Genomic DNA, 21,353 nt, shown 5'->3' with positions numbered 1-21,353 from the left:
GCGGACGATCGATCCATGACCACTACGTTCATCACCGGAGCCAACAAGGGGCTCGGCCACGAGACCGCCCGCCGCCTCATCGAACTCGGTCACACCGTGATCGTCGGGGCCCGCGATCAGGAGCGGGGCGCGGCGGCCGCCGCCACGCTGGGTGCGCGATTCGTCCGTATCGATGTCACCGACGACGCCTCCGTCACCGCCGCGGCGGCCGCCGTCGCCGCGCACGAGGGCGCGATCGACATTCTGATCAACAACGCCGGGGTGCACGGTCCGCATGGCGATCCCGGCGGCCTGACCGGCGCGGACGCTCTGAGCGTCTTCGAGGTCAACCTGTTCGGTGTGGTGCGGACGACCACCGCCTTCCTGCCGCTGCTGCGCCGCTCACCGGACCCGGTCATCATCAACGTCAGCAGCGGGATGGGGTCGCTCGCCATCACCCACGACCCGGCCCGGGTCGAGTCCTCGGTGGTCGCGCCCCTCTACACCGCCTCGAAGGCGGCCCTCACCATGCTGACCACCCAGTACGCCAAGGGGCTGAAGGACATTCGCGTCAACGCCGCCGACCCCGGCTACACGGCAACCGATCTCAATGGCCGCACCGGCCCCCAGACCGTCACCGAGGGCACCGACGCGATCGTCCGCCTCGCGACCGAAGGGCCCGGCGCCGGCTCGGGACGCTTCATCGACCGCACCGGTCCGATCGGCTGGTCCTGATCGGGCGCCCTGGTCGGCTGTTCGGCACACCGGCCCGGTCATCCCCGTAGGTGGGCGAGAAGGCCGTCCGCGGCGGGGTACGGACGCTCCTGGGGCAGCAGCCGGGCGGCGGAGTCCAGGTCACCACCGCTGACGAGGGAGTGGATCTCGCGGGCGAGCGGGGTTACGTCGCGGATGGCGACCGTCCACTCGTCCGCGTAGCGCCGTACGGCCTCACCGGAGAGACCGAGTTGCAGGGAGCGGTACGGCAGGGGCTGTAGGCGCAGGTCCCGCTCGGGATCCCACTGCACGCGAGCGGGCGCACGCCTCAACTCACGCTGCCAGGTGGCCTGGTCGGGGTGCACCCCGCGCACATAGCTCGACAGGCTCGCGTGGCGCAGCGCCCACTCGAAGCCGGCACGGCTGATCTCGACAGCCAGGACGGTCTCCTGCCCCGCTTTCGAGCCCCAGCCGCAGCGGTACATCATCCACAGGAACGACGGCTTGATCCAGGTCATCCTGTCCCGCTTCCACCGGGCCGGGAAACGGCCCTCGCTGGCCGCGGGCAGGCCGATCTCGGGGGAGTACGCCTGGTAGACGGTAATCGTGGATTCCGAATGGACCGCACGGATCCCGCGTCGCGGATCTTCCATGACGTACAGCGTGGGGTCGGCCGGTTCAGGTGGCCAACTGTTTTTCGGCGGCCGACCCCTGGGCTCATACAGCTACTTGTCCGCTACTTGTCCGCGGCCTCCGCTCCCGGCGCCATCGTGGTCAGGTCGGAGACCTTCCACTCGTGATTCCGCGGCCTGTCGAGTGAGCGCAGAACCTCCTCGATGTTGCGTTCACCGTCACGGGTTTGCGCCCCGGCTTTGAGCGCGGCCCGAGCGAGCTCGGCTGCGGCGGGCTCGGCGAACAGCGATCCCAGTAGCGCGTTTCCCGCGTCCAGACCGGCTTCAAGTGACGTCTCAGCCGCGTCGACGGCGGCGAGCGCCGCTGGAATGACGCCTGGTGGCAGCGACGCTATGCGTTCGGCGAGTGAGTCGACAAAGGGATCGAGCGGAACGAGAAGGCCGATGAGCGTGTGTCGTCGGCTCGGGTGACTTCAGTGTCGGTTCGCCACGGCGGGAGGGATCGGTGTGCCGGCGCGACATCGGCCCCGTGGTGGCCCTCCTCGCCTCCCAGGACGCCGCATGGATCATCGGCGACGTCATCTTCGCCTCCGGCGGGTTGCGCTGACTCACTCCTCGCGCAGTGCCCCACCGGTCCGGTTCATTCGGGGCGGCGGGAGTCCGCCTCCCGCGTGACGAGGTATCGGCGCCCCGCCGAGAGTGTGCCGAGGGTCCGGGGCGACCCGCGCAGACGGTCGGCCAGGGCATCCGTCATCGCGAGGAGGCAGCGGGGCTCAACCGAGCGGGCGGAGAAGTACGCCGCGGCGAAGGCGAGTTGCCCGGTGAATACGCGGGCGTCGTCGACGAACACGGCCGCCGCCAGGGAATCCAGCAACCGGCCCAGAAAGTCGGTGCCCTCCTCGTGTTCCCTGCCCGAGGGGCCCGAGTTGCCAGAGTGGCACGAGCTGCCTGAGGGGCCAGAGCCGCCCGAACTGCCCGAGCCTCCCGGGATGTCCGAGCGTTCCCGCAAGCCGGGGAACACGTCACGCAGCACATGGGCCAAGTCCGCCAGCAGCTCGGGTCGTCGTCTGACGAGTGCCGCGTACTCCTCCACGGCACCGGCCTGCACCGACGACTCCCCGCACAACGCCGGCGGCCAGCGGTGAAGCAGCGCTTCCGCCGCGTCGCGGGCGTCTGCCGCGTACAGGTCCGCGCCCAGCGCGTACGCCCATGTGCCCTCGGGGCCGAACCCCGGGCCGCCCGTCATGACGGGGACACCGGCGCATCGGCAGGTCTCGATCTGCCGGTGTGCGAGCGGGAGGTTGAACGTCAGCGTGCATGAGAGAGCGACGACGTCGGGGCCGTTCAGATGGACGTCCGAGAGGAGCTCGTGCGGGGAGACGGAGCCGCCCAGTGAACGCACCTGGAAACCGCGCAGACGCAGTACCTCGGCGAGGATGTGGGAGGGCAGCACATGCCATTCGCCGTCGCTGCACGCCACCAGCACATGGCGCGGTGAACCGCCGCCCACAGGCGCGGCGGACGCCACCGCGTCCACCGTCAGCCTACTGACATGGGTGGCCGCGTGCTCCTGCGCCACCGTCCACTCACCGGACTCCCACCTCTCGCCGACCCGCACCTGGGCGGGTGCCACCAGTCCGAGCAGTACGTCCTCCGCGCTCACGCCGCTCGTCACCAGACCGACGGCCAGCTCCAGCGCTCCGCCCTCGTCCGCATCCGCCAGGCAGGTGTCGAAGTCCGCCCGGACGGCATCGGTGATTCCGGTGGCATTCATGGGCTCACGGGCTCCCCGGTGCTCGCGGACCCGCCGGGGCCCGCGGGCTGACGGTGCGGTGGTGAGCCACGGCGGGGCGGTGCCTGAAGCGTCAGGATGGAGATGTCGTCGTGCGGGCGGCCGGCGAGCCATTCGGCCGTGAGGAGCTCCAGCCGCTCGGCGACCGACGGTGCCTGCATGCCGACACAGCTGGCCAGCGCGTCGACGAGGCGTTCGTCGCCGTATATCTCCCGTCCGCTCATCCCGCCTCGTGCCTCGGTGACCCCGTCGCTGTAGAGAAGCATCAGCTCACCCGGTTCGAGGCGGAGCTCCGTACAGCCGAAACTGGGATCGGGCACCGCCCCGACGAGCATGCCCTCGCAGACGATCTCCTCCACCTTCCCGTCGCCACGAAGCGCGAGCGGGGGGAGGTGGCCGCCGCTGGCGATCTCCACCTTCACCGAGCCGTCGTCGCAGGGCCGGGCGGAGCCCGTGACCAGGGTCGTGAAGCGTTGACCGGCGCTGATGACGAGGTCGTTGAGCAGCTGGAGGTCGCCCAGTGGATCGGGCCCCTTCTTGACCATGGCCAGGGTGCGCATGCTCTGCCGTACGTGCCCTGCCAGCACCGCGGCCTCCGCACCCTTGCCGGACACATCGCCGAAGAAGAACCTGACCCCGCCCGCGGGGCAAGGGGCCACGTGGTAGAAGTCGCCGCTGATGTGCAGTGCCTCCGCGGCCGGCCGGTAGGCGGCGCCGAGCCTGAGGCCGTCGGCCACCGGCAGCGGCTCCGGAGCCATGCTGGCTTGCAGGACGGCGATGGTGTGGGCCTGCTGCGAGTAGAGCGCCGCCGTCGCCAGCGCGAGTCCGGCCCTTACGGCGAACTGATGCGCCAGTTCGATGTCGGCGTCCTGGAAGCGGGCACGCTCCGGGCCGCGCAGCATGATCAGCGCACCGGCCGGTACGCCTCCCGCGGCGAGCTGGACCACCAGCGCCTCCTCACCCTGAACGAGCTCACCCGGCAGGATGTCGTCGAGCGCGGCCATCTCCTTGGGGCGTACGACGGCGGGGCGCGGTTGGAGCCCGTGCAGCGCGTCCGCGACCTTGGGTATCCGCTCGAGTGTTTCGACCGCCACCTCCCCGGCGGCCCGGCCATCGCCCGGACCCGCCCGGTGCCAGTGCGTACGTCGTCCGCTCGCGGGCAGGACGACCACGGACGCGTCCGCCAGTTTCGGGATCACCATCTCCACGAGCGCGCGGACGGTACGGCCGTGATGGAGCGACGCGCCCAGGCGCCGGGTGGTCTCCTCCGGGAAGGCGGACCGGTCGCGCTCGTCGAGGAGCGCGGCCCCGACGAGCCCCAGCAGTTCGCTCAGCCGCGCCGGGGCACGACCCCATGCGCCCCTGCCCCCGCCGTCGCCGTCGTCCGTCATCCGCCACCGCCTCTTGCACGCTCCGCCACTGCGCCCGTAATGCCCTATTATTCCCCTTCCGTGCGTCTCGCCATGTAGCGGTACGGCGTCCGTGACGGAGAATGCCTCCATGATCGAAGGCATCCACACCGAGAACGCCCCGTTCGTACGCTTCTCCGACGGCACCGAGCCCCCGTTGTCCCAGGCCATCAGGGTCGGTGAGCTGATCTTCACCTCCGGGCAGGGCCCGCTCGACCCCGTTACGCACGAGATACCGGCCGACTTCGATGCCCAGGTGCGGCAGGTCCTGCGCAACCTCGTCGCGGTCTTCGCCGCGGCCGGCAGCGGCAAGGACCTGATCGTCAAGTGCACCTGCTACCTCAGCGACCGCGGCCACTTCGCCGCCTTCAACCGCGTGTACGCGGAGTTCTTCGCGGATCGCTCTCCGCTGCCCGCCCGGACCACGGTGGTCACACAACTCGTGCGCGAGGGCGTACTCGTCGAGATCGACGGCGTTGCCGCAGCCGCCCCGGCGGGGCGGTAAACGGCCGAGCCCGGGACGTACGACTCCCGGAACCCGGCAGTCCGCGGGGGCTTGGACGGGGCGCGTCGGCCGCCAGTCGCCGCCAGCCGTCCGCGGGGCCACGCCGAGCAGCGATCTACGCGATCTACGTCAGGAGCAGCCAGGACCGGGGCGGCGCGGGTCTGGGGCATCGCGCACCAGGAGTAGGACTGCCGCTGCGCTGTGTACTCGCGAGGGGTGGGAAGTCGTGGACGCCCACCCGGACAACGACGTCCGCGCATACTCCGGAGCGTCCCGGCCGAAGTGGCAGGAGCGTCCCGGTCGAAGTGGCAAAGAGCGCCTCGGCCGAAGTGGCAGGAGTGATGGCTAGGCTGGATGGCCCACCGCACCGCCGCGTATCGGGGCGCCGGCGGCTCGTGAATCTCCAGGGGGATGTTGCTATGTCCGTGGACGCGATCCAGCTCGCGCAAGACCTCACGCCGTACGCCACCGCAGCCGTCACCGCCTACGGCACGGCAGTACTGGCCCGCGTGGAGAGCGATGCCGCCGACGCGACCGTTTCCTTCGGCCGGCGCCTCCTGCTCCGCCTCACTGGCCGCGACGCGCCCGATACTCAGCCGACTGCCGAACAGGACGCCATCGCGGACAGCGTCTCCGAACTGGCCGGTGCGCCCGATGACGCGGACCTGGTGGCGATGGTGCGCGTCCAGATCCGCCGCCTGCTGGCCGCGGATCCGACGCTCGCCGCCGAGATCGCTGGGTGGGCCCGCCCGGCCGCAGCCGCCACGGTGACCGTGACCACCTCGGGGGAGAGGTCACCAGCCGTGCACAACAACTACGGCACCATCCACACCGGCGACCACTCCTGAGCCCGTTCTCGTGACCGGAGATATCACGCAGCCCGCCTTACCGCCCCAGCCCGGTCCAGCCACCTCTGGGAGCCGGTCACCTGCCGTGGGCACCAATTACGGCACCGTCCACGCAGGAGACGTGCGTGTCCAAACCCCGGTGGCACTACCGTCACCGGCAGGCCTGCCCACGCCACACGGGACGCACAACCTTCCACGGCCCGTCTCCCACCGATTCGTCGGCCGGGAGGAGGAAACGGCCAACCTGAAACGTGCCCTGCACCCTGGAAACGCGCGGGCCGCCACGCAGGTAGTGACACAGACCGTCTCCGGTCTGGGCGGAATCGGGAAGTCCTCCCTGGCCCTGCACTACGCCCATGGTCACCGCACCGAGTACACGGCGGTCTGGTGGATCAATGCCGAGATCCCCGAGACCATCACCGCGTCCCTCGCCCAGCTCACCGCCCGTCTCACTCCTGGAATCGATGCCAGCACCATCGCGAGCGACGTCCTGGCCGAATGGGCCCTGGCCTGGCTGGAGACCCATTCCGGGTGGCTTCTGGTCTTCGACAACGCCACCGACCCTCACCACCTCGCCCCCTATCTGGCCAGGCTGACCGGTGGCAGCCACCTCGTCACCAGCCGCCTCAGCCACGGCTGGGACGCGCTGGCCGACGAGCCGCTGCACCTGGACGTGCTGGGCCTGGAGGCCGCCGTCGGCCTGCTGTGCCACTTGGCCGGTCGAAACGGTGCCGCCGAGCACTCGGCCGCCGCTGAACTGGCCGCGGAACTGGGCTGTTTGCCTCTGGCACTGGAGCAGGCCGGTACGTACGTCCGCCGTACACGCAGCACCTTCTCCGGCTACCTGGAACGCTTCCGTGCGCAGACCGCCCGCATGCTCGCCACCCCCGGCAACGGCGACCCTCACAGCACCACGATCGCCCGCACCTGGCGCGTCACCGTCGACACGATCGCCAACCGTGATCCCTTGGCCGTTCGCCTGCTTCAGATCATGGCCTGGCTCGCTCCGAACGAGATCCCCCGCGACCTGTTGGACGGCCTTGCCGAGGACCCTGGCGCGGAATCCGACGCCCTGGCCCTCCTCGCCGACTTCAGCATGATCACGCTCACCGAGACCGCCGTGGCCACGCACCGCCTGGTTCAAGCCGTCGCCCGCACCCCCGACCCTGACGACCCCCACCGCACCGAAGGCGCCATCACCGAAGCCCGCGCCACCAGCACATCCCTCCTCATGGCCGCCCTCCCTCAGGATCCGGAGACCAACCCGACGGAATGGCCACGCTGGCGCGACCTGCTCCCCCACATCGAGACCCATGCCGCCCATTTCCGCACAGACACTACGGACACCGCCCTCATCCTGCACGGCACGTCCCGCTTCCTGCTGAGCCAGCGCCAACCCGCCCAAGCCACCGCCTACGCCGAACGGGCCGCCGCTGCCTCAGCCCGGCTCCACGGCGAGGACGACCCCACCACCCTGGCTTGTCGGCACAGCCTCGCCAGGGCCTACCAAATGGCAGAGAACCTGAACCAGGCGATCTCCCTGCACGAACAGACCCTTACCGACAGCATCCGGATCCTGGGCGAAGACCACCCCCACACCCTGATCTATCGTCACAGCCTCGCAGGGGCCCACCTCAACGCGGGGAATCTCGCTCGTGCCATCCCCCTGTACGAACAGACTCTCACCGACCACATCCGGGTACTGGGCGATGACCACCCCAACACCCTGAGCTCGCGTCACAGCCTCGCCACCGCCTATCAGGCGGCGGGGAACCCGAACCGGGCCATCCCCCTCCAGAAGCAGACCCTCAGCGACCAGATCCGGATTCTGGGCAAGGACCACCCCCAGACCCTGAACTCCTGCAACAACCTGGCCTACTCCTATGAGTTGAAAGGCGATCTGGTCCGGGCCGTCCGCCTGTCCAAGCAGACGCTCGACGGCCGGATCCGGATCCTGGGCGAAGACCACCCCGACACCCTGACCTCCCGCAACAACCTCGCGGGGATCTACCTGGCGGCGGGGAATCTGGGCCGCGCCATCCCCCTGTACGAGCACAGCCTCACCGACCACCTCCGGGTGCTGGGCGAAGACCATCCCCAGACCCTGACTTCCCGCAACAACCTCGCGGGGGCCTATAAAGCGGCGGGGGACCCGAACCGTGCCATCCCCCTGCACGAGCAGACCCTCGCCGACCGGGTGCGGATCCTGGGCGAAGACCACCCCGACACCCTGGCTTCCCGCAACAACCTCGCCCACGCCTACCAAGGAGCAGGAGACCTGAACCGCGCCATCCCGCTGTACGAACAGACCCTCACCGCATGCGTCCGAGTCCTGGGCGAGGACCACCCCGTGACGCGTACCGTGCGGGACAACCTGCGGCAGGCGCGCTCCGACTCCGCCTGACAACGGCAGCCACGCAACCCCGGACCGGTCCGCGCCCGAAGCGGCACGCAGCCGCACTCAGCGTATCGAGTCCGAGATATCACATCGCCCGAATGACGGAGGCGGCGCCCTCAGCTTCCAGCGGGGCAACGCCGGTCTGGCAGGGGTGACGTGACGCCAGTGGTCACCCGACGGCTTCGGCCACGCCTATCGGGCAAGAAACCCCGTGCGTGCCCCGTAGTACGGCGCGGATCAGTCGAAGTAGGCGACCAGCCGAACCCCTCGTGGGCCGAAGCGTCCTGCCAGGGCCTTCATCACGGCGAAGACGTGCTCCCAGCCACTGCCGGGTCCATGGCGTACAGCCACGGCTCGTCGTCGTACCAGTCGTGATCGGCACACGGATGGCGGGTCTCGATGCAGCCGTGGATGTCCGTGCTCACGTTCCGAAGGGCGGAAATCTCGGGAAGGTACGGCCAGGGCCTTTACGGCCCCGAAGAGGAACAGGGACGTCCGGCATGGGGCCGGGTGTGTATTCCATGTTGTGACGCATTCGCCACTGTTATGCACGCAGAGCCCTGCATTGGCCGGAACAGCGCGGAAGTACGCCAGTTCACCAGTCAGGCAGCTGCGAACGCATTAACAGGAGGTACTGCTGACGGGGGATCTTGGGTCGTTTCGCGGACAGGCCCAAAAACCACCCCTACCGGACGGATTAGCCATCCGCAGGGGCCACGCCGATCGGGCAGGAGACGCCCGTGCCGACGGGCCTGTGCTCCAGTGGCCGGACCGGGCGGCGTTTTCGGTTCCGGAGCGGCCTCCGGAAGGGACGGGTTCAGAGGAAGCTCAGAGCTTCCTGTGACAGTCTGGCGCGCCTCATAGGCCGACAGGCTGAGCGCCCGTGCCCGCGCCGACCTCTCGTGGTCACTTTCTGGAGGAAAAAGATGAGCATCACCGTTGTCAACGGCCTGCCCGCACACGTCCTGGTCGTGCACTTCGTCGTCGTGCTCGTTCCCCTGAGTGCCCTGGCGGTCGTGGTGGGCGCGATATGGCCGAGTGCGGCCCGGCGGATGGGGGTGGTGCTTCCACTTCTGGCCCTCGTGACGCTGGCGAGCGTGCCCGTGGCCACGAATGCCGGAGAGTGGCTGGAGGAGCACGTCGACAGCGACGCCCTGGTGCGCAGGCACGCCGAACTGGGCGATGGGTTGCTTCCCTGGGCGGCGGGCCTGTTCGTGCTGGCGACGGCGGTCTGGTGGACGACCCGCAGGTCGGCGTCGGCGGAGGCGGCCCCCGGGGAGCGGACCCGGGCGGCCACCTCCCGGTCCGCTCTGATCGTCCGTGCAGCGGCAGTGGTGCTCTCCGTCGTGGTGGCCGCGGGCGCCGTGGTGGACGTGTACCGGATCGGCGACTCCGGAGCGAAGGCCGCCTGGCACGACGGCTTCTCCAAGACCACCGATGGCGGCGGACATGGTGACGACGACTGACACCCTCGGTCCGGTTGCCACTGAATGATGGCCGGAGCCGCCGCCGAAGCGATCCGGATCCGCCACAGGGCACGCGTCCCGCGTCGGCCGGCCGGTCGCCCGGTCGCCCTCGCTGTGAGCCGGAGGCCCTCAGCTTCCAGCGGGGGCGATCCCTGTCGGGCAGGAGCCGCCGTCGGACGGGTCACTCAGTTTGACGCCCGTGCCGCCGAGCCTGTGTTGCCATGTGCCCCGGCGCCCGTCTAGAGGTCTTGGAACGGTGGCATGATGCGGACGATCACGATCAGTTGGTCTCGTGGTGCCACCAGGAAGAAGAAATAGCCGCCTGCCGCGTCCATGCGGCGTATCCCCCCGGCCCGCGGGCCGTTGCCCTAGTCGCTGACATCGACGCCCATGTCGGCCAGGTCGACCAGTTGCCCGGCGAGACGCTCCACTTCGGTCACCACGTGAGCGGGGATGCCGCCTGCCACGTGAGCGTGATCGGGGTCGTACTCCCAGCGCCAGCCGACGCTCATCGAGATGGGAGTCCGAGCGCGGCATGTGCGTCGTCCAGGATCTTGCCGATTGCGGACGCGGCACGTCGGGCCTGCGTCGCGTCGCCTGTCTCGGCAGCGTCCTCCCAGTGACGGAACTCTTTCGCGATATTCGGCTGCCGCTGAATGTGGACGTAGACGGCCCACTGGGCGATGAACCGCTGGAGAGGGGCCAGGTCGGAAGCCTGCCGCGACTGGTCGGCGGCCTGATCCAGCTCCCGCGTGAAGGCATGAAGGGCGGCGGGGGCGATCTGCGCGACGGCCTGGCGAAGGGCCGTGACAGTGGCAGGCGGCTGAGGGATGAGTGGCTGCCCAGTGGCGGAGGTGGTCATTGCTGCTCCCATGGGCGAGATTCTGATCCATGGGAGCAGCGTATCGAGTGCGAGCCCGATCGCATCGCCCGAACGAGTGAGGGCGCGCCTCTCGGCCTTTGGCGGCGACAGTGTCCGAGTGCTCCGCGAAGTGGGGCTCCGGCCATGTGGTGAGCGGGGCGTCGGCCTCGGAGCAGGTCTCCAGGCGTGACAGGTGCCCGTCCTGCGTGAAGACCAGCGCCCCGGCACCTGCTGGTGCGGCGTACCGGGTGGGAGGAGCGCTTCGGCATCGCTGTCGCGTCGCCGGGAGGAGCGTCCCCTCAGTCACCAGCCGGAGCGATTCCCGTCGGGCAGGAGCCGCCGTCGGACGGGTCACTTAGCTTGGCGCCCGTGCCGCCGATGCCGCAGTAGCCGACCGGGTACTTGTCCAAGTACTGCTGGTAGTACTCCTGTCTCTCGGGCAATATTAGTCCGGGACGACTACAGGGGGCGGTATGACCAACGACTCTCAGTTAGTGCCGGTGGTGGCCTACGCGCGGATCTCCGCAGATCTGGCCAGGGACGGGCACGGAGTCGAAGATCAGCACAGGGTGAACGACGAGACGGCTGCAACGCTGGGCCTGAAGATCGTTCACTACTACACGGACAACGACCTTTCAGCGGCCAAAGCCGATCTTGTGCGGCCCGACTTCGAGGCCATGCTGAGGGCGCTCAAGGCCGGACGCCTCCCGGATGCCCAGCCGGTGCGTGGCGCGATCGTCGTTGCGGATGACCGATTGGTGCGGCGCGTCGGTGACTATGAGCGCTTCGTGGATGCCCTGACCTATGAAGACGGGCGGGTGTACGCGGACGCCAAGGGGCTGAAGGATCTCTACAACGAAGACGTTGAGTCCATGGGGCTGTTCGGTGTTGTCATCGCGAAGGCGGAAGTGCGCAAGATCAAGCGGCGCACCCGTCGCTCGCATCGGCGGCGGGCGGAGGAGGGAATCCCTGTCGGGGGGAAACGGCCGTTCGGGTGGAAGGACGACAAGCTAACGCTTGAGCCAGATGAGGCCGCGCTTTTGGCCCAAGCTGCGCGGGATGTGATCGCGGGAAAATCCTTGCACTCCATTCAGCTTCGATGGAATGACGCGGGGGTGCGGACGGTCCATGGCAACGAATGGCGAAGCCGGTCACTCAAGCTAGCACTGTGGAATCCTCGGCTGTGCGGCTGGCGCAAGCACAACGGGGAGTTGGTGCGAGATGTTAACGGTCTCCCCGTTGTCGGAAAATGGGAGCCCATTATTACGCCGAAGGAATGGATGGCCATCGACGCTCTATTTTCGGCGCGAATTGGGCCTAACATCAAAGCGGACGGTACGGTCACGGACTACCGCACTCCCTCGTACCTCCTCACTGGGATTCTTCGATGCGGGAAGCCGAAAGGGGACGGGCAGATCTGTAACGCCCCTTTGCGGGTGAGTGTCAGGCCGGATCTCTCAGGCGGATACGTTTACCAGTGCCAGAGTCGGTCCATGGGTGGCTGTGGTGGAAGTGCCCGGAACGGCGCCAAAGTCGACGAGTACATCACGGAAGCGGTCCTGGCGAAGCTGGAGGAGCGCACTGCGGCCAAGACCCAGCTAGATGCCGAGTGGGGTGGGCAGGAGGAGCTTGATCGCCTCATGGTCAAGCAGCGGAAGATGTTGCAGGCTTGGCAGGAAGACCAGATCTCGGATGAGCTGTTCTTCCCGGAGAACCACAAGATGGAGTCCCGGATCAAGGAACTCCGCAAGGAGCGGACGCAGCACGCCTTGCAGGTTCAGCGTGCTTCAGTGGTCACAGAGGACGTCCGGGAGCAATGGTATTCGGGAAAGCTCGACATAGCCCAGAAGCGTGCCCTCATCCGCGAAGCACTGCATGCTGTGATCGTTCTTCCAGTCGGCGGAGGGGGTAGGCGCCCATTTAACCCTGACCTCCTCGTTCCCAAGTGGACGGAAAGCTAGACTCAATGCGACGAAGAGGGGCGCGGCGGTTGCGCCCCTCTTTGGTGTTCGCTGCGATTATCCTTGTGTATGTTTCCTTCTCGATTTATGATCTCGTCGATCGTCTTCCACGAGATCAACACCGATTATCCTGGAAATGCGACGCCACCCTTCTTCGCTCCAAGCGGGAGCGTTGGCCGCTTGCTTTCGTCCCCATTCGCGGGCGCTGATATGGGTCATGTGTCGCACCCCTGCTGCCCATGGAGGCTATGCGCTATTTCCTCGCTTGCTATTTCTCGGTTCCGGGCGAGGTCTTCGGCGATTCCAGCGGCGATGAGGGCGGCGCCGGGGGTGTGGCCGGAACCGACGTAGCGCCAAGCTGCTTCCGTGACCGCGTGTTCCTTGGCTGTCTCGGCAACGGTGCGCTGATGCTCGGCCCGTTCGGCGCGTAGTGCGGCGTAGGTGGTGGAGTAGCGCCGGGACTTGGTGAGGATGTGTCCCTGGTAGCCGAGTGTGTGAGCCCACGTGCGCAGCCGCGGCCTTCCAGTTCCGGCAGGCCGCGCAGGCGCCAGCAGGTGCCCATCAGAGCCCGTACATGGCCGGAGACCCGAGCCGTACGGATGTCCTCCGGACCGCTCACCTGGTGGTCGAGTCCGGCAGCGGTGTCGGTGGCGCCTTTGGTGACGTACTTGGCCACGTACGCTGCCACCGCGTCATCGGACACCCCGGCGCCGTCACCGAACGAGCGGACCGGCCGGACGTCGAGTTGTGCACCCCAGCCGAGGGCTTCCGCCCCGTAGGCGGCCGACTCGGGGACCCGGACGGTCATGGAAGCGGCAGCGGCGCGTACGGCGTCGGCGAGCAACTCCGGAGTGGCCCAAGAGGGCGGGGCCGCGCCGGGACCGGAGGGGCCGTCCAGGCGCACCACGGCATGGAAGTGGATGGCTGCGCGCTGTTGGTACTCGGCGACCTACGCGAACGACACCATCAGGTGAGCACCTAGCCTCGCCGTTTCGCTTGGGGCGATGAGGCTTCGCTGATCGTCAGCGGTTGAGTGGGCGGGGTGGTTTCGTTGCTTTGGGCATGACGGGGTCCCGGCGCGGTGGTCGGGTTCTCCGGGGTCCTTCGGGTCGTGGGCGGGCAGGGGCGGTTGGCCGGTCAGCCGACTGGGCGGGGCAGTGCGGCGAGGCGGCGGAAGGCCGTGGCCAGTTCGTGTCTCCAGGGCCAGGTCACCGATATCCGCAAGCGCAGGCGTCGGCCCCCGCGGGTAAGGCGGGCGGCGACATGCAGCAGCCGGTAGCGGAGCTTCTTCGGTTCGGCAGCCGCGAGTTCGCCGTCCAGGAGCAGGATGCGGGTCCAGGCCAGCAGGTCGATCGCTGTGAGGCTGAGTTCGAGCCAGACGGCATTGATGCCGAAGTCTCGGGAGGGGAAGCGGCCGAATCCGGTGGTCTTGCCGCACCGGATGTGGTCCTCGACGGTGGCATGCCCGCGGTGACGGACCTCGAGGAACTGGGCGGAGCCGCCGCCGGAGTAGGGGGTGTCGGTGAGGAACACCTGGTGGCGCAGGCCCTCGTCCTGGTCGAACAGGGACAGTTGGGCTCCGGGGTGCGGCCGCTCGCGGCGCACGATGATGCGGGTGCCGGCCGGGTAGCCGTTCAGGTCGACTATGCCGGTCAGCTCGGCGATCTCGGCGCCATCACGCATGGTCCCGTCCTGGTCCAGGGCGGGATGCCAGAGGCGGTCGGGAATGGCCCGGACAGCGCGGCGGACCGGTTCGGTGATGGCGTATCCGACCGAGAAGGAGGTACGGATTCCTCGTTTCCGCACGTCGCGGACGTGGGTGAGGAAGGCTTTCGAGGATCCGGCGCTGTCGGTGCGGACGAGGATGTCGGTGCCGTGCCGGTGGGCGTCGGGGATCTGCGCGAGCGCCTGGTCGAGCACCGTGATGTGGTCGCTCGCGGTGTTGGCACCGGCGTTCCCGGGCCGCAGCCGGCCGGACATGGCCTCGCCGGTGTTGGCCAGGAAGCACAGCAGCGGGTGGTAGCCGAAGCCGCCCTTGTAGGTGGGTGCGGCCTGCTCTTTCTCGGAGTGGCAGGTGACCAGCGTGGCGTCGAGGTCCAGGACCAGACCGGGCAGCACGCGACCCGCGGCACGGACTGCGGGAATGCTTTCACTGTGTTCGGCGGCCTGCAGCCAGGCGGCTTCCCGGGCCTGGGCACGGGCCGAGCGCAGAGAAGACAGTGCCCGCTCGGCAACGTCGGCGAGCAGCCGCCAGGCCGTCGGTGTCGAGGCGACGGGGCCGAACACCTCGGCCTGGTCCCGCAGTACGGCCAGATCTGTGATGGTCTCGCCGCCATCGGCGAGCATCACCGCGAGATCGGTGATGATCCTGCCCGGATCATGTCCGGTCCCGCGCGGGCGAAGCGACCGCAACGCGGTGGAGTACGCGGCGGTCAGCCCGGTGGCATCGGCAAGATCCGCCAGCAACCGTGCTCCGGCATGACCGACCACCCCCGAACCATCGGTGCTGACATGAACCCGGGGACGCAAGATAGCCTGCACGTAGAAAGTGCCCTCCGCTTGGACCGACAGAACCCCTCAGCAAGGTTCATCGTCCCAGGTCAGGAAGGCACTTTCGCATTTCTGCCCCATCACCCGCCGTACCCTAGCGAAACGGCGAGGCTAGGCCGTGTCTGGGGGATCTTTACCGGCGATGCGTGCGCCCCGGGGTTGGGGCGGGGTGCCGGTCGCGTTGCCTGAAGGGGCGGCCATGATGGTGCCGAGTAACAGGAGCTCCGACGAAGGCGGCATGACATGGTCTATGGCTACATCGGCTCGATGAAGACCCAGCCCGGCAAGCGCGACGACGTGGTTGCGATCCTGCTCTCCGGAGCCGATAGTCTCCGCGAGCTCGGCTGCAGAAGCTACGTGGTGGGCCTGGCCGCCGATGACCCGGACACGATCGTGGTCACGGAGGTCTGGGAATCGAAGGACCACCACGGCGCATCCCTGCGGTTGCCGGAGGCCAAGGAAGCGATCGCTGCCGCCATGCCCATGCTCACCGGCGAGTTCACCAGTCGCGAACTGGTTGTCGCTGGCGGCCTCGGCGCTGGCGACTGATGGATCACGGTTTGAGCCAGAGGAAGATGGCTGCGACATGGAGTGCGGCCTGATAGTTCGTGGCGAGTTTGTCGGTGCGCATGGCAATGCCGCGCCATTGCTTTAGCCCAAGGCCATGAAGTTACGGGTCTGAGCGTGGCTGCAAGTGGCGTCTGATCTGGAAGAAGCCCGGACGCGGGGAGCGGAGCCCCGGTAGAACTGGCTGGTCCGCCAAGACAAGCCGTTCACAGCACCGGAGGCTCCGCTGTCAGGTCAGTGTGTCATCACCCGCAAGATCACGGTAGCCGAGGGTGTCTTCGCTCCGGGGCATCTGGGCGAGCTGACGCAGATCGTGCCGTTCGAGATGGTCGACGAGGTCCTCATCGAGTGTGGCGCCACCCAGCAGCGGCTGCGGAAACTACCCGCCCGGGTGGTGGTCTACCTGCTGCTGGCCGCTGCGCTGTTCGAGGAGTGCGGCTACCCGGCTGTGTGGTCCAAGCTCACCGGCGCGCTGGGCAGCCTGCCTCTGCCGAAGATCACCGCGACCGGACTGTGGCACGCCCGGTGCCGTCTGGGAGTGCGCCCGCTGCGGGCCCTGTTCGACCTGCTCCGCGGTCCGGCCAGCGCGGTCCGAACCGCCGGCGCCCGCTGGGCCGGTCTGCTGGTGGTCGCCGTCGACGGCACGTATCTGGACGTCGCCGACGACCCGGACGTGCGGGCGAAGCTGGGCAAGGGCGCCAACCAGTACACCGCCGCCTCCGGCTACCCGCAGGTCCTGCTCATCGCCCTGGTGGCCTGCGGCACCCGGACAGTCATCGACGCGGTCTTCGGCCCCCGCAAGCCCGGCGAACCCGTCCTCGGGCGTCGCCTGATGCGCTCGATGCGCCAGGGCATGGTCGTACTGCTGGACCGGGGATTCGCCACCAACGCCTTCCTGCAGGCCGTGGACGACACCGGTGCCGACTTCCTGGCCCGGCTCTCCGCCGCGCGCAAGCCGCCCGTCCTGCGACGGCTCGACGATGGCTCCTTCCTCTCCAGGATCGGCACCATGGAGGTCCGCATCATCGAGTGCGAGATCGCCATCGCCGACACCACCTGCACCGTTCCTGGAACCGACCCGGACCGGGCCAGCTTCAGCGTCGCCTTTCAGACCGCCCGTGACCAGGTCATCCAAGCCGCGAACGTGTTCGCCGACACCACCGTCGACCTCATAGGCGCCATCGGGCGGGCGGTCCTGGAGCACCTCCTTCCCGCACGCCGTCTGCGCCTCAGCCCCCGCGCCGTCAAACGCCCCATGTCCCGCTACGCGTACAAGAGCCTGCGCGTCGATCGACGCACCTATAAGGCCACCATCAGCATCGACATCCTGTTGACACAGCTGATCAGCCCATAACTTCATGGCCTTGGGCTTTAGACAGCCACCACGGGGCGAGCCTCGAAGAACAGGGGGCCAATCGGTCGCAAACGCGGGCAGGATCACAGACCCGCCCGATTCGCCGGGCCAGCGTAAGGCCCCCTGTTCTCTCGCCCCGTGGCAGCTCCCGTCCAAAGCCTCTACGGCCGGCGGCGTGCCCACAGCGCACCGACCGGGCACCGCGCCTCACTCCTCGGGTTCGGGCAGCCGCTTGCCTCTGCTCTCGGCCACCCGCAAGGCATCGCGCAGCGCCTCGCAGAGACGGTTTGCAAGGAACCGTAATTCCCCGGCGCTCACCTTCTTTTCGTTCAGCATCTCCAGGCCGATAGCGAGGAGTTCCGTTCCTGTGCGTAGCTGTACGTCCTCCATCTCGTCGGCGACCTGCGAGACGTAACCGTGGTGATCGGTGACGAGGTAGCACGGCTTGCCACTCGGATCGGACCAGGGGAGAAGTCGGGGGCGTGCGCTCATCGGTTCACCACCTCTGGCTCGGTACAGCGATGTGCGAACAACCACGCCTGTTCGACCCGACCGGCGATACGCTCTCTCATGTTGGCGCTCCTCGCAGCGTTGACCACGCCCCCGGACCGTTCGCCCGGTCGCGGGGGTACACCTAGGCAACCCCTGTGGCACTTCAGCGGGTAGCGCCTGTAGGGGTGTTGAAAGGTGTTGGTTCCGCATTCGTTCATGACCGAAGGCCGTGAATCATGAAAACGCCGAACGAAAAGCTGTCCGATTGGCTGGACCGATCCGGAATGAGCCAAGGCGAGTTAGCCCGACGAACAAGAGTTCAAGCCAAGCAATGGGGACAGCCGCATATTGCCCCGGATGCCACGAGCGTTCGACGCTGGCTGACCGGAGAGCAACCCCGACCCCCGGTACCCGACATCCTGACGGATGTGTTCTCAGCGGCCATGGGCTACCGAGTCACGACCTACGATCTGGGGCTCGGCGACAGCGCGACGGCGGACAGAGGGCTTGTGTACAGCCCTTCCTTCCTGGCTACCGTGGAAGCCGTTGCCGACTTGGGGAGGGCCGACGTGGACCGTCGTAAGTTCTTGGCCTCAGCACCGTTCGCCGCCGTGGCGGGCATCGGACCAAGCCGGGACTGGCTGTTGAGCACGCTCGATCAGCAGCCCAAGCCTGGACCCCGGGTGAGGCTGGAGGAAGTCAGCGCCGTTCGGAACATGTTCGGCGTCTTCCAGCAGATGGACATCTTCCAGGGTGGCGGTTCGGGCCGCCTCACCTTGGCCGCGTACATGAACGCCCATGTGTTCCCGCTGCTCCGTCGCACCCACACCGAGCGGGTTCGGCGTGCTCTCTGCGAGGCCGCCGCTGAGCAGACGTATCTGCTGGGTTGGATGGCGTACGACAACGGGGAGCACGGGGCGGCGCAGCGCTACCTGATCCAGTCGCTCCGTCTCGCCGAGGAGTCACGCAACCCGGCCCTCGGCGCGCATGTGCTGGCCGGGATGGCGGATCAGGCCACGCTTCTCGGGCATCCCGAGGAGGGCCGAAGGCTCGCCCAGTCGGGCCGCGCGGGACTCACCACGTCGGCATCCCCTGCATGCCTCGCCGATCTCTGGGCGCTGGAAGCGCGCGCTTGCGCCAAGCTCGGTGACAAGCGTGCGGCAGTCTCGGCGGTCGCGAAGTCGGAGACCGCGTACGAGAGTGCGCGCCCTGGAGAGGAACAGGAGTGGGCCGCGTTCATCGATCCGGCGTACCTGCATGGGGAGCACGCCAACACCTTCCGCGATCTTGGCGAGCCGGAGAATGCCAAGGAACACGCCCGCAGGTCAATCGACCATGCCCGTAAGCAGAAGCGTGCCCGTCGCGGTGCCATGTCCCATGCGGCGCTGGCTGCTTCGCATCTCCAGGACAAGGATCTGGAAGCGGCGCACGCTGCGGGAGTACGGACGATCTCTCTCACGCAGCAGGTCAAGTCGTCGCGAGCGGTCGAGGCGGTCCAGGACTTGCAGAAGCGTATGAGGCCGTTCGGTAGGCACCGCTTGGTCGCGGACTTCAACGAGCGAGCGCGCGAGCTGACCGCCGCCTGAAGGTAGTACCGGTACCGCAGGCCCCTGGCAGAGTCAGTGGGTCTGCGGTCTGGGGTAGGCGAGGTAGCGGAGCATGTGGCGGCAGGGATGACTGCATGGCATGCATGCGGCAAAATCGCTCCTCATGGATCAGGGGGCTGCGGCGGTGTGGGCCGCTGGTGTTGCTGGCTTCTCAAGCGCCGCTGGAGCGGCCATTGGTGCCGTACTGGCGGGGCGGTCGGCGCGTGAAACGGTCATCCAAACGGCTGTGGAGGAGAGGGGCCACAGACACGAGGAAAGGCGACTAGACCCGGGCTTCGCGGGTCGCCCATTTAGGTCTGTGGCCAGCGGGTTCGTGTGATGTCGGTGTCGAGGAGGTCGAGGAGGTGGAGTTGGACGCCGCGTGTGATCTGGATGGTGGGTCGGTGACGTTGCCGGTCCGCAGGGTGAGTTCGCCGAGGTGGTAGAAGATCATGCGGCCGGTGGGGCGGACGCGGCGGTTGTCCGGGTAGAGGCCGGTCATGGTCTGTTCGGGGCCGAGTGCGCATCTGACCTGCCGTTCGATGAGGCAGAAGACCAGCAGGGCCAGGCAGATGACCTGGATCAGGGCGGCGACGCGCCGGTTGTGCTGGACGAAGACCGGCGCGACCGCGAGGGGGCCTTTGAAGTCGTGGTAGCGGCGCTCGACCGTGCCCTGGCCTTTGTAGCGGATCAAACCTGGGCTGGGTCGGCCTGGTTGGCGGGGATGCTGGTCAGCAGCGCGTACCAGCCGTCGACGGCGGCCTCGGCATTCAGGACGTCCTGGTCGAAGTGCCAGGCCAGGGTGGGAGTGCCGTGCTCGTCGGTGACGGTGCTCCAGCGCAGGCAGGCGGTGACACGGCGCTTGGCGGCGATGACCCCGGCTCGTGCGATGACCTTCTCCCGGGTCTTGTAGTGGCGGCCGCCCGCCGCACCGGCGAGCTTGTCCATCTCCTCCCTGGCCCCCGCCAGACGCTTCTGGCGGGCCCTGCGCTGGCCCGCCGCGACAGCGGTGGAGTGGACCAGGATCCGGCGCGGCCGGTGCACCGGGTCCCGCTTGCGGGGCCCGGCCAGGGTGTGGATGTCCTCCAGCACCCGGTATGCCTCCCGCTCACCGGCCGGCTTGCCCTCGTCCCGCTCGGGCACCCAGTCCGCCAGCTGTGCCTGCGTGAGGTCCAAGGCGGCATAGACCTCGTCCTTGACCTGCGCGGCCGGGACCGGCGCGATGAAGTCCACCCCGGCCGCCAGCAGTGCGGTGACGTTCGGGTAGGACACCAGTTTGGAATCGGCGATCATCCAGAACTTCCGCTCGCCGGCCATCGCCCGCAGGTCCTTCATCGCCCCGACGACCTGGCTGACCTCGGCGACACCGCCGCCGAAGACACGGGCGTGGACGGGGATGCCGCCATCGGCGGACACCGCGAGCCCCGCCTGGACCTGCTTCAGATCCACCCGCCGGTCTTTGGGATGCCCGTAGCTGATGACCGGGTACTGCTCGTCCTGGTCATCGGCGGGATAGGCACCATGGACGGACATGCTGGTCATGTCCCAGTGCAGTCTCGACACCTCGATCCCGAACTCGGCGATCGCCCGTGCCCCGACGGTGCCCGCGATCTGCTCCAGAGCCGGTGCGATCGCGTCCAGAGCCCGGGCCAGACGGTCGTCATTGAGCAGGTCCGGCTCAATGCCGAAGACCTCCTCCACCGCCCAGGTGCGGGCCCAGTCACCGACCCGCACCAGCGGTGCTGGCGAGGTCAGACGGTTGGCCACCAGTGCCTCAATCACCTGCCCATGGGACAGATGCGCGCTCGCACCACCCGGACACACCCCATCGACGATCCCTGCGACATCCAGCCGGCGCAGAAACTCGGCAGCGACAGGCAGAGCGCCCAGACGCTTCTCCACCACGGACGTCACCACCACATCAAGGCGCTGACGCTCAGACCGTGGCCGCGGGGACCGGGAAGTCATCGACACACCCCACCGAACGCCACACCACCGGCCCAGGACACCCCCAAGCCAGTCACACCATACGAATCAACGACCCGCGAAGTACGGGACTAGAGAGCTACGCCGCGTTCAGGAGCAGGGTCAGCACGGCGATCGAGGCCCTGGACGAGGCGATACAAGCCCTACGAGACGGCCAACACGTCACGCAGGAAACGTTCGCCAAAGCGATCAGGGCAGTCTGGCTCAGCCAACAGGACGACGTGTGGCCGTGTGCCCAACCCCAAGTTATTA

At 68.1% G+C, this 21,353-nt stretch carries 19 protein-coding genes and 3 pseudogenes; 9 read left to right on the top strand and 13 right to left on the bottom strand.

Annotated elements, in window-relative coordinates; genetic code table 11:
- The first annotated feature begins 15 nt into the window (after positions 1 to 15).
- Positions 16 to 714, top strand: a complete 699-nt coding sequence (locus LIV37_RS19545) for an SDR family NAD(P)-dependent oxidoreductase (RefSeq protein WP_020868835.1) — start codon at positions 16 to 18, stop codon at positions 712 to 714.
- 38 nt (positions 715 to 752) lie between these two features.
- On the opposite strand, the gene LIV37_RS19540 is transcribed toward LIV37_RS19545, so the two are convergent.
- The 3 genes from LIV37_RS19540 to LIV37_RS19530 all read right to left on the bottom strand — a co-directional run bounded on the left by LIV37_RS19540 (position 753) and on the right by LIV37_RS19530 (position 4,508).
- Complete coding sequence (locus tag LIV37_RS19540; RefSeq protein WP_020868834.1) at positions 753 to 1,346, bottom strand: DUF4291 domain-containing protein; 594 nt, start codon at positions 1,344 to 1,346, stop codon at positions 753 to 755.
- A 619-nt stretch (positions 1,347 to 1,965) separates the two neighbouring features.
- A complete protein-coding gene (locus LIV37_RS19535) occupies positions 1,966 to 3,099 on the bottom strand; it encodes a cobalamin B12-binding domain-containing protein (protein ID WP_020868832.1) in 1,134 nt (377 codons plus the stop codon).
- On the bottom strand, positions 3,096 to 4,508 hold the full coding sequence (locus LIV37_RS19530) for a PP2C family protein-serine/threonine phosphatase (protein ID WP_020868831.1): 1,413 nt from the start codon (positions 4,506 to 4,508) through the stop codon (positions 3,096 to 3,098). The genes LIV37_RS19535 and LIV37_RS19530 overlap by 4 nt, the downstream gene beginning before the upstream one ends.
- A 109-nt stretch (positions 4,509 to 4,617) precedes the next feature.
- On the opposite strand from LIV37_RS19530, the gene LIV37_RS19525 reads away from it, so the two are divergent.
- The 3 genes from LIV37_RS19525 to fxsT all read left to right on the top strand — a co-directional run bounded on the left by LIV37_RS19525 (position 4,618) and on the right by fxsT (position 8,283).
- Positions 4,618 to 5,031 (top strand): RidA family protein, encoded by a 414-nt coding sequence (locus LIV37_RS19525; protein WP_020868830.1) that lies wholly within the window; start codon positions 4,618 to 4,620, stop codon positions 5,029 to 5,031.
- A gap of 419 nt (positions 5,032 to 5,450) precedes the next feature.
- Positions 5,451 to 5,879, top strand: a complete 429-nt coding sequence (locus tag LIV37_RS19520) for a hypothetical protein (RefSeq protein ID WP_020868829.1) — start codon at positions 5,451 to 5,453, stop codon at positions 5,877 to 5,879.
- Positions 5,880 to 5,889: 10 nt separating this feature from the next.
- A complete protein-coding gene (gene fxsT / locus LIV37_RS19515) occupies positions 5,890 to 8,283 on the top strand; it encodes an FxSxx-COOH system tetratricopeptide repeat protein (protein ID WP_121824745.1) in 2,394 nt (797 codons plus the stop codon).
- A 293-nt stretch (positions 8,284 to 8,576) separates the two neighbouring features.
- On the opposite strand, the gene LIV37_RS51775 is transcribed toward fxsT, so the two are convergent.
- Positions 8,577 to 8,702 (bottom strand): hypothetical protein, encoded by a 126-nt coding sequence (locus LIV37_RS51775; RefSeq protein WP_274596673.1) that lies wholly within the window; start codon positions 8,700 to 8,702, stop codon positions 8,577 to 8,579.
- Between the two features lie 501 nt (positions 8,703 to 9,203).
- Between LIV37_RS51775 and LIV37_RS19510 the strand changes: the two genes are divergently transcribed.
- Positions 9,204 to 9,743: a DUF2231 domain-containing protein gene (locus tag LIV37_RS19510; protein ID WP_020868827.1), complete on the top strand. Its 540-nt coding sequence runs from the start codon at positions 9,204 to 9,206 to the stop codon at positions 9,741 to 9,743.
- 368 nt (positions 9,744 to 10,111) lie between these two features.
- Here LIV37_RS19510 and LIV37_RS52095 read toward each other — a convergent pair whose 3' ends face one another.
- From LIV37_RS52095 to LIV37_RS19495, 3 genes and pseudogenes are all read right to left on the bottom strand, one after another.
- Positions 10,112 to 10,255, bottom strand: a complete 144-nt coding sequence (locus tag LIV37_RS52095; RefSeq protein WP_020868825.1) for a hypothetical protein — start codon at positions 10,253 to 10,255, stop codon at positions 10,112 to 10,114.
- The gene (locus LIV37_RS19500) at positions 10,252 to 10,605 is read right to left on the bottom strand and encodes a DUF6247 family protein (protein WP_020868824.1); all 354 of its coding nucleotides are present in this window, start codon (positions 10,603 to 10,605) and stop codon (positions 10,252 to 10,254) included. The genes LIV37_RS52095 and LIV37_RS19500 overlap by 4 nt, the downstream gene beginning before the upstream one ends.
- Positions 10,606 to 10,904: 299 nt before the next feature.
- A pseudogene (locus LIV37_RS19495) lies at positions 10,905 to 11,036 on the bottom strand (peptide-methionine (S)-S-oxide reductase MsrA); the annotation flags it as partial.
- A gap of 42 nt (positions 11,037 to 11,078) precedes the next feature.
- Between LIV37_RS19495 and LIV37_RS19490 the strand changes: the two are divergent.
- Positions 11,079 to 12,566 (top strand): recombinase family protein, encoded by a 1,488-nt coding sequence (locus LIV37_RS19490; RefSeq protein WP_020868823.1) that lies wholly within the window; start codon positions 11,079 to 11,081, stop codon positions 12,564 to 12,566.
- A 215-nt stretch (positions 12,567 to 12,781) separates the two neighbouring features.
- Here LIV37_RS19490 and LIV37_RS52610 read toward each other — a convergent pair.
- Together LIV37_RS52610 and LIV37_RS19480 are read right to left on the bottom strand one after the other, a co-directional pair.
- Positions 12,782 to 13,470 (bottom strand): annotated as a pseudogene (locus LIV37_RS52610) (replication initiator).
- A gap of 233 nt (positions 13,471 to 13,703) precedes the next feature.
- A complete protein-coding gene (locus LIV37_RS19480) occupies positions 13,704 to 15,137 on the bottom strand; it encodes an IS1380 family transposase (protein ID WP_214663622.1) in 1,434 nt (477 codons plus the stop codon).
- Between the two features lie 222 nt (positions 15,138 to 15,359).
- Here LIV37_RS19480 and LIV37_RS19475 point away from each other — a divergent pair, with 222 nt between their 5' ends.
- On the top strand, positions 15,360 to 15,665 hold the full coding sequence (locus LIV37_RS19475) for a putative quinol monooxygenase (RefSeq protein ID WP_020868821.1): 306 nt from the start codon (positions 15,360 to 15,362) through the stop codon (positions 15,663 to 15,665).
- Positions 15,666 to 15,669: 4 nt separating this feature from the next.
- Here LIV37_RS19475 and LIV37_RS19470 read toward each other — a convergent pair.
- Positions 15,670 to 15,771 (bottom strand): annotated as a pseudogene (locus LIV37_RS19470) (IS5/IS1182 family transposase); the annotation flags it as partial.
- A 138-nt stretch (positions 15,772 to 15,909) separates the two neighbouring features.
- Between LIV37_RS19470 and LIV37_RS19465 the strand changes: the two are divergent.
- Positions 15,910 to 17,037 (top strand): transposase domain-containing protein, encoded by a 1,128-nt coding sequence (locus LIV37_RS19465; RefSeq protein ID WP_214663621.1) that lies wholly within the window; start codon positions 15,910 to 15,912, stop codon positions 17,035 to 17,037.
- A gap of 207 nt (positions 17,038 to 17,244) precedes the next feature.
- Here the strand turns inward: LIV37_RS19465 and LIV37_RS19460 are convergent, their stop codons facing one another.
- On the bottom strand, positions 17,245 to 17,529 hold the full coding sequence (locus LIV37_RS19460; RefSeq protein WP_020868819.1) for a hypothetical protein: 285 nt from the start codon (positions 17,527 to 17,529) through the stop codon (positions 17,245 to 17,247).
- A 236-nt stretch (positions 17,530 to 17,765) separates the two neighbouring features.
- On the opposite strand from LIV37_RS19460, the gene LIV37_RS19455 reads away from it, so the two are divergent.
- On the top strand, positions 17,766 to 19,115 hold the full coding sequence (locus LIV37_RS19455) for an NsdA family TPR-like regulatory protein (RefSeq protein ID WP_121824747.1): 1,350 nt from the start codon (positions 17,766 to 17,768) through the stop codon (positions 19,113 to 19,115).
- 283 nt (positions 19,116 to 19,398) lie between these two features.
- Here LIV37_RS19455 and LIV37_RS19450 read toward each other — a convergent pair whose 3' ends face one another.
- Both LIV37_RS19450 and LIV37_RS19445 read right to left on the bottom strand, forming a co-directional pair.
- Positions 19,399 to 19,809 carry a hypothetical protein gene (locus LIV37_RS19450; protein ID WP_243146203.1) on the bottom strand — a complete coding sequence of 137 codons (411 nt, stop codon included), beginning with the start codon at positions 19,807 to 19,809 and terminating at the stop codon, positions 19,399 to 19,401.
- Positions 19,806 to 21,083, bottom strand: a complete 1,278-nt coding sequence (locus tag LIV37_RS19445; RefSeq protein ID WP_251983292.1) for an IS1634 family transposase — start codon at positions 21,081 to 21,083, stop codon at positions 19,806 to 19,808. The genes LIV37_RS19450 and LIV37_RS19445 overlap by 4 nt, the downstream gene beginning before the upstream one ends.
- Positions 21,084 to 21,353 lie beyond the last annotated feature (270 nt).

The organism is Streptomyces rapamycinicus NRRL 5491, from assembly GCF_024298965.1.
In the GTDB taxonomy this organism is placed as follows: domain Bacteria; phylum Actinomycetota; class Actinomycetes; order Streptomycetales; family Streptomycetaceae; genus Streptomyces; species Streptomyces rapamycinicus.
The sequence above is the reverse complement of the archived record's forward strand: the minus strand, read 5'-3'. Positions and strand labels throughout refer to the sequence as shown.

What these genes read in the sequence shown, in the direction of transcription:
- LIV37_RS19530 (WP_020868831.1), bottom strand. Translation starts at nt 4,508, where the DNA reads ATGACGGACGACGGCGACGGCGGGGGCAGGGGCGCATGGGGTCGTGCC.
- LIV37_RS19490 (WP_020868823.1), top strand. Translation starts at nt 11,079, where the DNA reads ATGACCAACGACTCTCAGTTAGTGCCGGTGGTGGCCTACGCGCGGATC.
- LIV37_RS19545 (WP_020868835.1), top strand. Translation starts at nt 16, where the DNA reads ATGACCACTACGTTCATCACCGGAGCCAACAAGGGGCTCGGCCACGAG.
- LIV37_RS19535 (WP_020868832.1), bottom strand. Translation starts at nt 3,099, where the DNA reads ATGAATGCCACCGGAATCACCGATGCCGTCCGGGCGGACTTCGACACC.
- LIV37_RS19500 (WP_020868824.1), bottom strand. Translation starts at nt 10,605, where the DNA reads ATGACCACCTCCGCCACTGGGCAGCCACTCATCCCTCAGCCGCCTGCC.
- LIV37_RS19445 (WP_251983292.1), bottom strand. Translation starts at nt 21,083, where the DNA reads ATGACTTCCCGGTCCCCGCGGCCACGGTCTGAGCGTCAGCGCCTTGAT.
- LIV37_RS19525 (WP_020868830.1), top strand. Translation starts at nt 4,618, where the DNA reads ATGATCGAAGGCATCCACACCGAGAACGCCCCGTTCGTACGCTTCTCC.
- LIV37_RS19520 (WP_020868829.1), top strand. Translation starts at nt 5,451, where the DNA reads ATGTCCGTGGACGCGATCCAGCTCGCGCAAGACCTCACGCCGTACGCC.
- LIV37_RS19510 (WP_020868827.1), top strand. Translation starts at nt 9,204, where the DNA reads ATGAGCATCACCGTTGTCAACGGCCTGCCCGCACACGTCCTGGTCGTG.
- LIV37_RS19475 (WP_020868821.1), top strand. Translation starts at nt 15,360, where the DNA reads ATGGTCTATGGCTACATCGGCTCGATGAAGACCCAGCCCGGCAAGCGC.
- LIV37_RS19455 (WP_121824747.1), top strand. Translation starts at nt 17,766, where the DNA reads ATGAAAACGCCGAACGAAAAGCTGTCCGATTGGCTGGACCGATCCGGA.
- LIV37_RS52095 (WP_020868825.1), bottom strand. Translation starts at nt 10,255, where the DNA reads ATGAGCGTCGGCTGGCGCTGGGAGTACGACCCCGATCACGCTCACGTG.
- LIV37_RS19460 (WP_020868819.1), bottom strand. Translation starts at nt 17,529, where the DNA reads ATGAGCGCACGCCCCCGACTTCTCCCCTGGTCCGATCCGAGTGGCAAG.
- LIV37_RS19540 (WP_020868834.1), bottom strand. Translation starts at nt 1,346, where the DNA reads ATGGAAGATCCGCGACGCGGGATCCGTGCGGTCCATTCGGAATCCACG.